14 protein-coding genes are annotated in these 12,357 nt (G+C 39.9%); 12 read left to right on the forward strand and 2 right to left on the reverse strand.

What is annotated here, in order from left to right:
- Positions 1 to 524 precede the first annotated feature (524 nt).
- The gene (locus tag LJE72_RS02250; protein WP_229245986.1) at positions 525 to 866 is read left to right on the forward strand and encodes a toprim domain-containing protein; all 342 of its coding nucleotides are present in this window, start codon (positions 525 to 527) and stop codon (positions 864 to 866) included.
- A 108-nt stretch (positions 867 to 974) separates the two neighbouring features.
- A complete protein-coding gene (locus LJE72_RS02255) occupies positions 975 to 1,439 on the forward strand; it encodes a C-GCAxxG-C-C family protein (protein ID WP_229245987.1) in 465 nt (154 codons plus the stop codon).
- Between the two features lie 96 nt (positions 1,440 to 1,535).
- On the opposite strand, the gene LJE72_RS02260 is transcribed toward LJE72_RS02255, so the two are convergent.
- Complete coding sequence (locus tag LJE72_RS02260; protein ID WP_229245989.1) at positions 1,536 to 1,922, reverse strand: YtxH domain-containing protein; 387 nt, start codon at positions 1,920 to 1,922, stop codon at positions 1,536 to 1,538.
- A 165-nt stretch (positions 1,923 to 2,087) separates the two neighbouring features.
- Positions 2,088 to 2,561: an NfeD family protein gene (locus LJE72_RS02265; RefSeq protein WP_229245990.1), complete on the reverse strand. Its 474-nt coding sequence runs from the start codon at positions 2,559 to 2,561 to the stop codon at positions 2,088 to 2,090.
- 206 nt (positions 2,562 to 2,767) lie between these two features.
- Here LJE72_RS02265 and LJE72_RS02270 point away from each other — a divergent pair, with 206 nt between their 5' ends.
- The 10 genes from LJE72_RS02270 to LJE72_RS02315 all read left to right on the forward strand — a co-directional run bounded on the left by LJE72_RS02270 (position 2,768) and on the right by LJE72_RS02315 (position 12,235).
- A complete protein-coding gene (locus LJE72_RS02270) occupies positions 2,768 to 3,481 on the forward strand; it encodes a nickel/cobalt transporter (RefSeq protein ID WP_229246224.1) in 714 nt (237 codons plus the stop codon).
- A 548-nt stretch (positions 3,482 to 4,029) separates the two neighbouring features.
- Positions 4,030 to 4,788, forward strand: coding sequence for a carbonic anhydrase (locus LJE72_RS02275; RefSeq protein ID WP_229245992.1), 759 nt, complete (start codon positions 4,030 to 4,032; stop codon positions 4,786 to 4,788).
- A 289-nt stretch (positions 4,789 to 5,077) separates the two neighbouring features.
- Positions 5,078 to 5,716 (forward strand): DedA family protein, encoded by a 639-nt coding sequence (locus tag LJE72_RS02280; RefSeq protein WP_229245994.1) that lies wholly within the window; start codon positions 5,078 to 5,080, stop codon positions 5,714 to 5,716.
- A 188-nt stretch (positions 5,717 to 5,904) separates the two neighbouring features.
- Positions 5,905 to 6,363, forward strand: coding sequence for a helix-turn-helix transcriptional regulator (locus LJE72_RS02285; RefSeq protein WP_229245995.1), 459 nt, complete (start codon positions 5,905 to 5,907; stop codon positions 6,361 to 6,363).
- 6 nt (positions 6,364 to 6,369) lie between these two features.
- Positions 6,370 to 7,350: a UbiA family prenyltransferase gene (locus LJE72_RS02290; protein WP_229245997.1), complete on the forward strand. Its 981-nt coding sequence runs from the start codon at positions 6,370 to 6,372 to the stop codon at positions 7,348 to 7,350.
- A 155-nt stretch (positions 7,351 to 7,505) separates the two neighbouring features.
- On the forward strand, positions 7,506 to 8,711 hold the full coding sequence (locus tag LJE72_RS02295; RefSeq protein WP_229245999.1) for an NADH:flavin oxidoreductase: 1,206 nt from the start codon (positions 7,506 to 7,508) through the stop codon (positions 8,709 to 8,711).
- 66 nt (positions 8,712 to 8,777) lie between these two features.
- A complete protein-coding gene (locus tag LJE72_RS02300; RefSeq protein ID WP_229246001.1) occupies positions 8,778 to 9,026 on the forward strand; it encodes an acyl carrier protein in 249 nt (82 codons plus the stop codon).
- A gap of 49 nt (positions 9,027 to 9,075) precedes the next feature.
- The gene (locus LJE72_RS02305; protein ID WP_229246002.1) at positions 9,076 to 10,251 is read left to right on the forward strand and encodes an aminotransferase class I/II-fold pyridoxal phosphate-dependent enzyme; all 1,176 of its coding nucleotides are present in this window, start codon (positions 9,076 to 9,078) and stop codon (positions 10,249 to 10,251) included.
- Positions 10,248 to 11,213, forward strand: coding sequence for a diacylglycerol/lipid kinase family protein (locus tag LJE72_RS02310; RefSeq protein ID WP_229246003.1), 966 nt, complete (start codon positions 10,248 to 10,250; stop codon positions 11,211 to 11,213). The genes LJE72_RS02305 and LJE72_RS02310 overlap by 4 nt, the downstream gene beginning before the upstream one ends.
- Positions 11,214 to 11,233: 20 nt before the next feature.
- Positions 11,234 to 12,235, forward strand: a complete 1,002-nt coding sequence (locus LJE72_RS02315) for a thiamine-phosphate kinase (protein WP_229246005.1) — start codon at positions 11,234 to 11,236, stop codon at positions 12,233 to 12,235.
- Positions 12,236 to 12,357: the final 122 nt, after the last annotated feature.

Genomic DNA, 12,357 nt, shown 5'->3' on the forward strand with positions numbered 1-12,357 from the left:
ATTGCATTCTTGTCTATTTGTACTGTAATATATTTTAACTGGAAAATCTATGCTATTTGGGACTGATTAAGCAAATAAATGAATTAAAATTCATTTGCTAAGTATATATTTAAGACAAATCGTACAAGTAGTTATCCCGTTTCAGCTAAAGCTGAACATCGAGACTTCGGTGACGTAAGTCTCCGGTGGAGACTTACGCCGAAGGCGCAGATCCACATACAAATACTTCGCGCCCTAGGATGGAGTCTACCTCCTTCGCGCCAAGTGATCTGATTGGGAAAGGCGCTCGGCGGTACTCTCCACCGGAGACTATCGTCACCGAAGTAGAATAACGAACACCCACTTGAAGAAGTAGGAGTATAGGAATTGATTAAATAAACTAAGTATATTTGCTTAGTAATGAGTAGAGTCTAGTTAGAATGGGGATTAAAAAAATAAAGTGATGAGTATTTGTTGGATCGAGCTAAGATAAGTTACGAGTAGTAAAATGATAAGAAACAGGTTATAGAAAGAAAGGGTAAAATATGAGAGTCATTATTGTTGAAGGGAAAACCGATAAACAACGTTTGCTTCAGATACTGGATGAACCAGTCGAGATAGTTTGTACATATGGAACCTTGGGTTTGGATAAATTGGAAGAGTTGATAGCGAATTATAGTGATGATGAAGTATGTGTGCTCTTGGATGCAGATGATGCAGGGGATAAAGCCAGGCGGTTATTTAAACAAGAATTTCCTAATGTTCGGCACTTATACACCCACCGTATGTATCGAGAGGTGGCGACCACTCCGTTTAGTGTTTTGTCCAGGATTCTGGAGGGTGCTTATTTTGCTGTAAAGATACCAGACGGTGAAGAACTATCTTGACAGTCATGAAATAACTCCACCTCTAAGGAATATTATTATTCAGAATAGTAGGAATTCGGTCGTTGGTGTAGAATAACTAGATTATATTACTTGAGAGGGTGGGGATTTATGAATGACTTAGCGTTGGAAGCTCGTTCGCGTGCAGGTAGTAAATTCAGAAATGGCCTAAATTGTTCTGAGTCAATTGTTCATACTTTTAATGAGATGCTCAACAATCCAGTGAGTTCAGAGGCTTTAAAAATGGCTACTGGTTTTGGAGGAGGATTAGGGCATGCCGGTTGTATGTGTGGTGCCTTAACAGGCTCCGTCATGGTATTAGGAATTTTGAAGGGTCGATTTGTACCTGAAGAAGCTAGAGAGCCTGCTTATAACCTAGCTCACGACTTTCACGATCGATTCCTTAAAGAATACGGAGCAACTTGTTGCAGGGCTTTAAATCCCCATGAGTTTGACTCACAAGAGCATTTGCGCGGTTGTTTAAAACTTACCGGAGGGACGGCTAAGTTGCTGATGGAGTTCATTCGAGAAAAGGGATTAGTTGATACTGATTTTTCTTGGCCTACTATAGCTTAAGAGATATCTTAGGTTGTAACAGTACCCGTAATAATAAGAGCAAGCAATTATCTTATGAACGATAAAATGCTTGCTCTTTGTATGTCGCCATTTTCTCTAGTTATCTAGAAGCTGTGATTCAGGTTCTGCAGAAACGACCTCCACTTTAGGTTGGACCGGTTCATCACTTTGACTCACTATGATGTCAGTTTTTTTAGCCTTTAGAGATTCTTGAATAAAGGATTGAAGATCATCTGCTAACCGTTTTCCTTTTGTTGCGAGATCGGTTCCCTGATGTTTTAAGGTACCAGCATGATGAAGGGTGATGTCCCCGACACGTTCTAAAACAGTATCGGTTTTTTCATGGATACCTTGACGTAGTGCTTTTCCGCTTTTAGGGGCAAACATTAGGCCGACAACGGAGCCTACTAAGCCTCCAACAAGGGCGGCAACTGCGATCGTGCTGAGAGAAGGGCTCTGATTAGTTCTTAGAATCTTTTTCATATTCTCATCCTCTCCTTACGTAAAATACATATTATGGTATGTGTGTATTTTTAATTATATCATGAGTTAATTCAGATCGTTACTTTTTAAACAAATTAACGTTTAATAATTAGACATAGAAAGTAGAGTATGTATTTCATTTTGATGCTTTGTCAGGAGTTAAAACTAAATTTGCCGGACAACAACACGTGTACCTTCAACAGCTATTACTTTGACCCTTGATCCAGTGGTTACATACACTCCCTCTGTAACAACGTCAAGTCGTTCGCCACTAAAATCAGCTGTCCCGGCAGGGCGTAATTGACAGAGTGCAATTCCGTGTTTGCCCAAGAAGATTTCGTAGCTTTGCAGGGGCGCTGTGTAGCCTTCCTCTTGGGTTTGGCAAGTTTTCAGAGAAAATCTATCCCAAATAAAACGAGTTTGAGGCAGGCGGAAACTCAAGGCGAATAGTCCTGCGAAAGAAAGCAGTAATAAACATATCAGAAAAAAGCCTAGAGCAAAAGAATCAACCGAGTGCATAATTGCTATGCTCAGAGTAATGATACCAAATAGACCGAGAATGCCTCCGGGAACAAAAATCTCCAAGATGAGGAGTAGGATACCGATTACAAATAAAGTAGCAACTAAGCCAGTCCCCAACGTTTCCACCTCTTTCCTTTATAGAAACCTTTACTAGATTATATAACATGTTCCTGCTTAATTGCCAATTCTGGTTACGTCTCTCAAGATCCTTGTGTATATTCTGAAATTTTCTTTTAATTAATACGTTAAGGGTGGAAAGTAATAAGACAGGCTTGCATATAAAAATAGTAAGCTTTATTTGGGAGGAATCTACTTTGGAATTAATGTATACTTTTCCAGCGGTTATTGGCTTAGGGGCCCTGCATTCCTTAGAACCGGGGCATGGAAAAGGAGTGATTACTGCTTATTTAATTTCTTCCGGTGCTAAAATGAAAGAAGCTATTATGATTGGGTTGATTTCGGCATTGGCTCATACACTCTCAATTGTCCTTTTGGCTGTTTCGGCATCGACTGCGGTAAAAGTATTTGTACCGGAAAATTTAATCCATTGGCTCCAACTTATCTCTGGTATTGTCGTTATTTATATAGGGCTTAATATAATTACTCAAGGACTCATTAATAATCATGATAAAAAGCAAAAATACCACAACACCCTACACAGCCATTATTGCCATAGTCATTGTAATCATAATCATGTTAAGTTGAAGGCTGATCCTTCCAGCCGATTTGATTTGTTTCTGACTGGTTTTTTTACTGGAATTGTTCCCTGTCCAAGTGCCCTGGCGATTCTTCTTGCGGCAGTTTCGGCAGATAAAATTCCTTTAGGATTAGGATTGGTTGGAGCTTTCTCAATGGGGGGTGCTATTACTATGGTAGCCATTGCACTATTTGTTGTTCGAGCCAGTCATACAATGAAGAAACTGGAAAAATGGCAGGTGGTTAATCGTTTAGCATTGGTTTCTTCTTGTTTGATCATATTTCTAGGTGGGGCAGTAATTTTCCAATCGATTAATCATATAAGGGTATCTGCATTCTAGATTAATTAATCTGGGGTTTAGCGTCCTTTAGGTCAGGGGTCAGGAAATTTCCAGCGCATGTGCAGTGTCTCGATTGTATTAATCGATTCCGAGGAGGGGCCGTAACGAAACTTGAGATTTTTTCAAACTGGTGGTGTGTTATCTCAAAATAGAGGACTGTACACCTTTGAAGTGGTGAACAGTCCTCCAATATATAAGGGGTTACAAATAGATTAATGAGTTTAGTCAATAAATAGATATAAATCTTGAGCGTGAAAATTGCATAACATAATACTGGTATATATATGAAAAATGCAGAGAGGTGTATATGTTGTTGAATTTAAGTATTAGACAAAATTGGATTCCATTGATTTTTGCAGTAATAATGGTATTGATCGGTCTCGTATTTAAAGATACTGGTTATTTATTCACCTTACTAATCGTAAGTATTGTTGGTTTAATCATTATTATCCATATTAGAAAAATTAGAAAGGATGATTAAGATACTCCTTATTATGGTAAAATGGGAATGTATTGTTTTATGACCAGAAATAGTAAGGAGAGATTTTGTGAGAAAACCATTAAACCTTCTTAGTTGCTTTTTCTTTATGCTAGCTCTTATACTTAGCGGCTGTGATAGAGAGATCTCACCTACAGCCGTGGAACAACTTACAGAGTTGGAGAACACTGCCGCTAAGGAAGCACTGGCGGCGGCGCCAGTCTACAAACGAACAGAAATTATTTCGTCGCCAAATGAAGCAAAACAACTTCTGCTTGATGGAAATGAGCGCTTTACTGCAGGTAAGCCTTTAAGTAAGGATTTAAGTTTTGCGAGACGAAGTGAATTGAGGAAGAACGGTCAGCATCCATTTGCGGTTATTTTAAGTTGTTCAGATTCGAGGGTTCCTCCCGAACTTCTTTTTGACCAAGCCTTGGGTGATTTGTTCGTTATCCGAATCGCTGGAAATGTGGTTACCCCAGTTGAATTAGGAAGTGTAGAGTATGCTGTTGAGCATCTGAATACTCCTTTAGTCGTAGTTCTCGGTCATGAAGAATGTGGTGCGGTAACTGCTGCTGTGCAGAATGGGGAAACACATGGCAGTATCACTGCCATTCTAGATAAAATAAAGCCTGCAGTGGACAGAGCTACGGCTATGGGCGCTGGTGAGAGCGATCTGATTGAAAAGAGTGCAGAGTTAAATGTTCAGAATACTAAAATGGAGATCCTAAAGAGTCCGATTATTGATGAGCGTTTGAAAGCAAACCAAGTAAGTGTATTAGGGATTATGTATGATCTTGATGAGGGTGTACTAAAGTTGATTGATTAGTAAGCAATTAAGTAAGTAAGGTAGGTAGGTAGTCTTTTATGTTAGTTCGGTCAAACAAATAATTTTAAGCCCTGAGAGAATCCGAAATGTTAAAACATAATAATCTGAAGAGGTCTAAATGTATTAAATGGCTCCCTAAATAATGCAGGGGAGCCTTTTGCAGGTTTTAACCTAAATCAAACAGCCTGTGGAAAAATAAGGTGTGTACTTAATGAAGGACTTTAATAGAGTTCTGTCGAATGACAAATAGTTATGACTATCTAAAAAATAGGATTTTAAAGGAGCTTTTATGGAATTAATAGCCTTACTAATTAATTTTATTCTCCATATTGATCAACACTTAGTTGAGATAATTCAGAACTACGGGACTTGGACCTATTTAATTCTTTTCCTAATTATTTTTAGTGAGACCGGATTTGTGGTTACACCCTTCCTTCCGGGAGACTCGTTACTTTTTGCGATTGGAGCCTTGGGGGCAAAAGGTGCGTTAGACTTTAATGCAGCAATTGTACTTCTCATCCTTGCTGCGGTTGGTGGCAACACATTAAATTACTTTATTGGTAAAACAATTGGACATAAAATACTAGCCATGAGAAACTCTCGCATTATTAAGAAGGAGTATCTTAATAAGACTCATGCTTTTTATCAGAAACATGGCGGAAAAGCCATAATACTGTCTCGATTTGTACCGATAATCCGTACTTTTGCTCCCTTTGTTGCTGGATTAGGGAAAATGAGCTTTACCAGATATAGTGTCTATAACGTTATCGGCGGTGTTTCTTGGGTCTGTCTGTTTATGTTTTCCGGGTATTTCATTGGCAACATAGAAGAGGTTAAGAACAATTTCACCTATGTAATTTTTGCGATAATCTTTGTTTCTTTGTTGCCAACAATTGTTCCGTATCTTCAAAGTAAAAGACGAAGATAGGTGTAGGTGTAATATATTAACTCTTTAAAAGAATTTGCTTTTCTTAAAGCCCAGCATTTTCACAATTTGTGATTAGGTTGAGCTTTTTTGCTTTTAGCCAATTGGGGTTTTGTTTTTCTTTCTCATTTTGATTGGATTCCAAAATAGATAGGAATGGTGTAAAATTACACTGAAAGGGTGTATTTTCCATGACGAGAATAGAATTTATTAATAAAGTCTCAGTGAAACTAAAGTTAATCCGCCTTGAAAGGGATTATACCCAGGATAAGATGGCTGATATAGTGGGTATATCCAAAAAGACCTTAGTTCAGATTGAGAAAGGTCGGTCCCTCCTGGGTTGGTCTGGTACAGTGACCTTATGTACAATTTTTAGGGACAGTGAAGTCCTGGAGATGACCTTTGGAGGAGATCCTCAAGATATTATCCTTTCTTTAGCCTTTACTGATTATGAAAGTAACGAAATAACTATGGGCGGGAAAATATGGTGGACTGATATTGAGGGGGAGGATCAATTTAGAATCCAACAGAATATTATCTCCAGGCATTACAGGATTCTTGATGGTCAAGACCGCAGGATTTCCTCTTCCTTTGATGATGCTTATATTAGAAAAAGATATCGAGAGCTCTTGAAGAAAGCGGAGGTTTAATAAAAAGTGTTAAATTTTATTAGGGCTTATATTAAATCAATGAGGCTTTACTATGCATTTGTAACAGGGATTGCAGGTTGGATAGGAATGGCCTTTTATGAGTACATCGCCAAGTCTCCATTTCAGACCGTAGAAATAGTTCCTATGACTGAAAAGAAAGCCCTTGTGCTGGTCGTGCTTTTTCTCAGCTGGGGCATAAACCAGATAATTAACGACTACTTAGGGTTGAAAGAAGATCGTGTAAATGCACCCCATCGCCCCATGGTTAATGGTGAACTGCATCCGCAAAAGGCGCTGACCTTAACAGGGATACTGCTGGTTAGCTCTTTACTGACTACATATATCTATCTGGAACCAATTGCCCTGTTTCCCGCAATCTTAGGAATTTTATTAAATATTATCTACGAATACGCTAAAGCCCATGGGATTCTAGGGAATATTGTCTTTGGTCTAATGATTTCCACCTGCACCGCCTATGGTTTCCTTGCAGCCGGTCCGACAAACTCTCCCTATTTTACATATAGTCGTGTTTCAGTACTAATTCTAGTGGCTGTCATGAACGGATTAATGACTTTCTATACTTATTTTAAAGACTACGAAGGGGATAAGGCTGCAGGCAAAGGGACAATAATCGTGCGTTTAGGGGTTGACAAGTCCAGATATCTGGCTGCTATTTCCGCTCTGCTTCCTGCAGGAATCTTTTTAGTGCTCTATATGAATAATTTTATCGAAGCTAGAGTTAACAATATGTTTCTGATTCTGGCTGGATTAACATTTTTTCTGGAATTGTGGACGGGATATCTATATTTTAAGAATCCTCAAGGAGAGAGAACCTATTACTCACTGGTGGCTAATTTCCGCGCATGCATCTGCGGTCAGGCAACCCTTATTGCGTTATTCAATACCGAACTGGCTATGCTCCTATTTTTAGTATCCTATATGTTTGTTGGCTTCTTATTTGACCTGCACACAGATCCTAAATCCTAGGATGCTCAAGTATAAGTTTCCCCCAAGCCTTCTCCTTTAGAGTGTTTCGAAGCTAAGAGAACTTATACTCCCACTGAAGCAAGGTATAGAATGCAACTCATTGAAGCAACAATCCTGAAATGATAAAGGGGTTGCCAAGCAAATGGAGGTTTTTAATGAAACTGTTCGAATCAGTAAGAATTGGGCCCTGCAGTTTAAAAAACAGGATCATACGGTCGTCAACTTTTGAGGGAATGTGTGATTCCCAAGGCCATCCTTTACAAGCATATGAATATCTATATAAACAGTTGGCTTCAGGCGGCGTGGGCGGGATCATTACAGGGTTTGCCTATATCTCTCCTGAAGGAAAAGCAATGCAACCAGGCCAGGCCGGAATTGACTGTGAGGGAATGATTAAGTACTTTTTGCCTGTTACAGAGGGAGTTCACGAGTACGGTTGTAAGATTTTTATGCAACTGGCTCACACCGGCAGGCAGACCAGGAAAAAGGAAACTAGTCAAGATGTCTGGGGGGTATCCAATAAAAAGTCTTTATACTTTGGAGGAACTCCTCGGCAATTAAGCACAGAACAAGTATATTTACTGGTTAAGCAATTTGGAGAAGCCGCTGGCTACGCCAAAGCTGCTGGATTCGACGGAGTACAAATCCACGCGGCCCATGGCTATCTGATCCACCAGTTTATATTGCCTTCGACTAATAATAGAAATGATGAGTTTGGAATTTGTGAAAATAGTAAGATAGGCACAAGATTCCTAGGGCTGGTTCTCGAAGAAATCAGAAATAAGTGCGGTAAAGATTTTGCTCTATTGATTAAGGTAAGCGGCAGCGATGATTATTTTACTAAGTTTACGAGCGAGCAGTTTGCCAGCCTCATAAGCTTCCTAGATGCACAAAAAGTGGATGGTATAGAGATTAGTTATGGGACAATGGATAATGCTCTAAATATCTTTCGGGGAGATATCCCTCTTAAAGTGATCCTAAAGCACAACCCTGTCTTTAAAAGCAGTGACAACATGCATAATATCCTTAGATTACTTTATAATGGCCTTATTTACTGCCTGATGAGGGCAAGACTTAAGCCATTTACGTCGGCTTATAATCTTGACTATGCTAAATTGGCCAAGGTTCTTACGGATATTCCCATTATGAGTGTTGGCGGTTTCCGAAAGGGAGCAGATATGCAGAACTGCCTGAAAAATGGCTTTGCAGATTTCATCAGTTTGTGCAGGCCGTTAATTTGTGAACCGGATTTCGTTGATAAACTCCAGCGAGATGAGAGTTATACTTCCAAATGTGTCAATTGCAATATTTGTGCTGTTATGTGTGATTCAGACCAGCCGACAAGGTGTTATAAGAGATGATTTTTTATACTTTAACTATCAAATTTAGGTTTTAGTTTAGGGAAGGAAGGGAGATTTGAGATAAAAATGGAAGACAGGATTATTATGACTATCCAAAGCGTTTTAGATAAACGTCCCCTAATCACCTTGGACAGTCATTTGCTGGAAGATCTAAGGGTAGATTCCTTAGACAAGCTAATGATTCTTTCGGCTTTGGAGGATGAATTTGCCATAACTATTTCTGAAGATGATTTTGCTGATGTGGTTACCATTAAGGATATTGTAATGAAACTTAAAGCTAGAGGGTTTTTCGCAGGGGGGGCCGCTACCATTTAAAGTGGAAGTTTTACGATTTAGATCAAGAATTCGTTCACAAGGAGGAAATATGGATCTGAGAGATTTTTACACCAGGTTAAGTGTGGATGAGAGCCTTGCCGAAGTCATGGGGTATAACCCTTATTACCAAAAGATAGATTCGGGTCTGAATGCTAGAATTTTGGTAAACGGGCATGAAATGATTGACCTGGCTTCGAATAACTATTTGGGCCTGGCTGCGGACAATAGGGTAAAGCAGGCAGCGATGGAAGCCATTAAAAAATATGGAGTTTCTCTTTGCGGTACTCCCATCGCGACTGGATATATCGATTTATTCCAACAACTGGAGAAAAAGTTGTCGCACTTTATTGAGCTGGAAGAGACCATTATTTTACCCTCGTGCTACCAAGCTAATAATGGGTTATTTAACTGTATTGCCGGTCCTAAGGACCTGATTATCGTCGATCGATTAGTTCATTCGTCTTTGATTGAAGGAATTAAATCGACAGGAAGTAAAATCAGACCTTTTCTGCATAATAATTTAGAGCACTTAGAAGGGATCTTGCAGCGATCAATGGGTTATAGGCAAGTCTTCGTTGTGACAGAGTCTGTTTTTTCCACAGAGGGAAGTATTGCCCCCTTTAAAGAGATCGTCCAGCTGTGTGAAAAATACGAGGCCATGCCAATAATCGATGATTCACATGGTATAGGAGTGTTGGGGAAATCAGGTCGAGGTATACTCGAAGAACAGAGGATAGCAGGGTACAGAGGGATTTATACCGCCTCCTTGGGAAAAGCCTTTGCAAATTCCGGTGGAATGATCAGTGGGGAAAAAAAGCTGATAAACTATCTCAAATACTATTGCTCCCACTTGGTTTACTCTACAGCCCTTACTCCGGCAGTCCTGGCAGGTATTAGTTCAGTTCTGGATATTATTCATTTTGAGTTCAGTGGAATTAAGAAAAAGCTGATCAACAAGCAACGACAAATTTATGAAGCTCTTCTTGAAGGCGGATTTAAGGTAGTATATAGTAAGGCTCCCATGAATTCCATTCAAACCGGCAGTAAAGAAGCGACATTTATTCTTAACCGAAAGCTGTATGAAAAGGGGATTCTTTCCACGCCCTTCATTGAACCTGCTGTTCCTATCAGTGAAGGACGAGTTAGGTTGATTGCCGGTGCAAGCCTATCCCAAGATACTGTAGATGAAGCTGTCGCGATCATCAAAAGGATAGGCTTTTCATGAGATATTTGTTCATATTAAACCCGGGTTCCAAGGGTGGGAAAAGTAAAGCTAAGTTTGAAGAGATTTTTGCTTTTCTACATAATAGGCAGGTGAAGTTTGACTATAAGTTGACCAAGACCCTTGAAGATGCTTACACCCTTTCTATAGAAGGAAATAAAAATGGCTATGATGTCATTGTCGCTGTGGGAGGAGACGGAACGATTAACAGGGTAATCAATGGGTTTTATGATTCTATGGGCAAAAGAATTTCTAATTCTAGGCTGGCAGTTATTCATACCGGCACAAGTCCGGATTTTTGCAAGAGTTACGATTTGCCGCTGGAAATCGATCAAGCTCTTAACGCAGTTCTTAAGGGGAAGTATATTGAGATACCGATAGGTAAGATTTCTTATATTGGTGAGTATGACAAGAGGTTGGATCATCGTCCCCTGGGCATGACTCATGAAAATCTGCAAACCGGTTATTTTGCCTGCTGTGCTAATATCGGAATGGGAGCAACCGTGGCTAGGGGAGCAAACGGTGGGATCAGAGACTCTATCGGGGATTTTGCAGGGACGTTGGTATCCCTGATCAAGACTTTGTTTAGTTATCGGCCTGTCAACTATGCGCTCTGTCTTGACGGGAAAAACCAAGTCTATAGGAAGGTTTACAATATATTTGTGGGGAAAACCACCTATATAGCTTCGGGGATTAAGGTGAAAAATAAGCTAACTTTAAGAGAGCATCGATTTTATGCCCTAACCATCAAAAACATAGGTTATGCTAATTGGTTCAGCGTATTGAGTAAGTTATACCGTGCAAAGGAGTTTGCAAACAACAACACAATGTCCTTGGAATATGCTCAGAAAATCGAAGTATTCGGAAGCAACAGAAATAATGAATTGGAGTTTGACGGTGATCCAAGAGGATTTTTGCCTTGCGTGATTGAGCCTGCTCAGGACCCTTTAGACGTAATAAGATAAAATATGTAAGAAGGTTGATGATGAATAGAGAACAAGAAATAATCGAAGTAATTAATAGACATATGCCCAGGAGTACCAGTCAAGTTAACAATCTCTTTGAATCAGACTCGGAAATCGTTGCTTTTCACGGTAAGAGTCTTCTTTATAATATCGATGAATTTTCCGAAGAAGACTTGTTGAGAGAAGATGACCCTTATATGCTGGGTTGGAATATGGCAACAGGCAGTATCAGTGACATTCTGGCTTCAGGGGGCAGTCCAAAGTTCTATGCCCATAGCATGGTTATCCGAGACTCTTGGACGAAGGACTTTGTTGAAAAACTATCTCTTGGAGTTGCCCAGGTCCTGAAGAAAGTGGGGGCAACCTTTATCGGTGGAGATTTTGGAATCTCTAAGACCTGGAGATATACCGGTTCGGTCATAGGAGATCTGGAGAGACAGGCCATGTTAAGGAGTGGGGCCAAGGTTGGGGACGGGATTTTTCTTACCGGGCCAATTGGCAGAGGGAATGTGGAAGCTGCGCTCAAACTGTATGAGCAAAACTTATTAGTCAAACATTTAGGGGGGCGATGGAACAATTCCTTCCGGTTGAGAAGCAAAGAGGCCGAGGTCATTAAGCGCTACAGCCGTTGCTGCATTGATACTAGCGATGGAGTTTTTAATGCTTTAGGCTCAATTTCTGAGATGAGTGGAACAGGTTTTGTCGTTGGCAGTCTGCCCTATGTTAAGAGCGGATTATTATTGGCAAAAACTCTTAGCCTTCCTAAAGAAATGCTCTTTTTGGGAGAATGCGGAGAGTATGAATTACTCTTTACCCTTGGTAAAGAAGCTGAAGAGGATTTTTTAGAAGAAGTACGGAAGAAGAAGCTGACATTTTATAAAATCGGAGAAGTTAAAGACCAGGGTAATAAATCACTCTGGGAAAATGAACGAGAGATCGATTTAAGGACTTACGCTTTGCGAGGGAGGAACTATAAGGATACTAAAGACTATTTGCGGAACGTTGTAAAGTTCCTTACTTGACCCTAATTTTCGCTTTAGGGCATACCCAGGATGAAAATAAGCTTACAATGCCTTTGATCCGGTAAGTAAAACTTGCCTTCGAACCACGTACATCAAACCACGTACCTCGATTTTTGGGAGGT

Source organism: Desulfosporosinus shakirovi, from assembly GCF_020595055.1.
GTDB classification, from domain to species: Bacteria; Bacillota; Desulfitobacteriia; order Desulfitobacteriales; family Desulfitobacteriaceae; genus Desulfosporosinus; species Desulfosporosinus shakirovi.

Bases quoted from the DNA above. Each gene is read 5' to 3' on its own strand.
- LJE72_RS02250 (WP_229245986.1), top strand. From the start codon at position 525: ATGAGAGTCATTATTGTTGAAGGGAAAACCGATAAACAACGTTTGCTT.
- LJE72_RS02255 (WP_229245987.1), top strand. From the start codon at position 975: ATGAATGACTTAGCGTTGGAAGCTCGTTCGCGTGCAGGTAGTAAATTC.
- LJE72_RS02260 (WP_229245989.1), bottom strand. From the start codon at position 1,922: ATGAAAAAGATTCTAAGAACTAATCAGAGCCCTTCTCTCAGCACGATC.
- LJE72_RS02270 (WP_229246224.1), top strand. From the start codon at position 2,768: ATGTATACTTTTCCAGCGGTTATTGGCTTAGGGGCCCTGCATTCCTTA.
- LJE72_RS02280 (WP_229245994.1), top strand. From the start codon at position 5,078: ATGGAATTAATAGCCTTACTAATTAATTTTATTCTCCATATTGATCAA.
- LJE72_RS02285 (WP_229245995.1), top strand. From the start codon at position 5,905: ATGACGAGAATAGAATTTATTAATAAAGTCTCAGTGAAACTAAAGTTA.
- LJE72_RS02295 (WP_229245999.1), top strand. From the start codon at position 7,506: ATGAAACTGTTCGAATCAGTAAGAATTGGGCCCTGCAGTTTAAAAAAC.
- LJE72_RS02300 (WP_229246001.1), top strand. From the start codon at position 8,778: ATGGAAGACAGGATTATTATGACTATCCAAAGCGTTTTAGATAAACGT.
- LJE72_RS02305 (WP_229246002.1), top strand. From the start codon at position 9,076: ATGGATCTGAGAGATTTTTACACCAGGTTAAGTGTGGATGAGAGCCTT.
- LJE72_RS02310 (WP_229246003.1), top strand. From the start codon at position 10,248: ATGAGATATTTGTTCATATTAAACCCGGGTTCCAAGGGTGGGAAAAGT.
- LJE72_RS02315 (WP_229246005.1), top strand. From the start codon at position 11,234: ATGAATAGAGAACAAGAAATAATCGAAGTAATTAATAGACATATGCCC.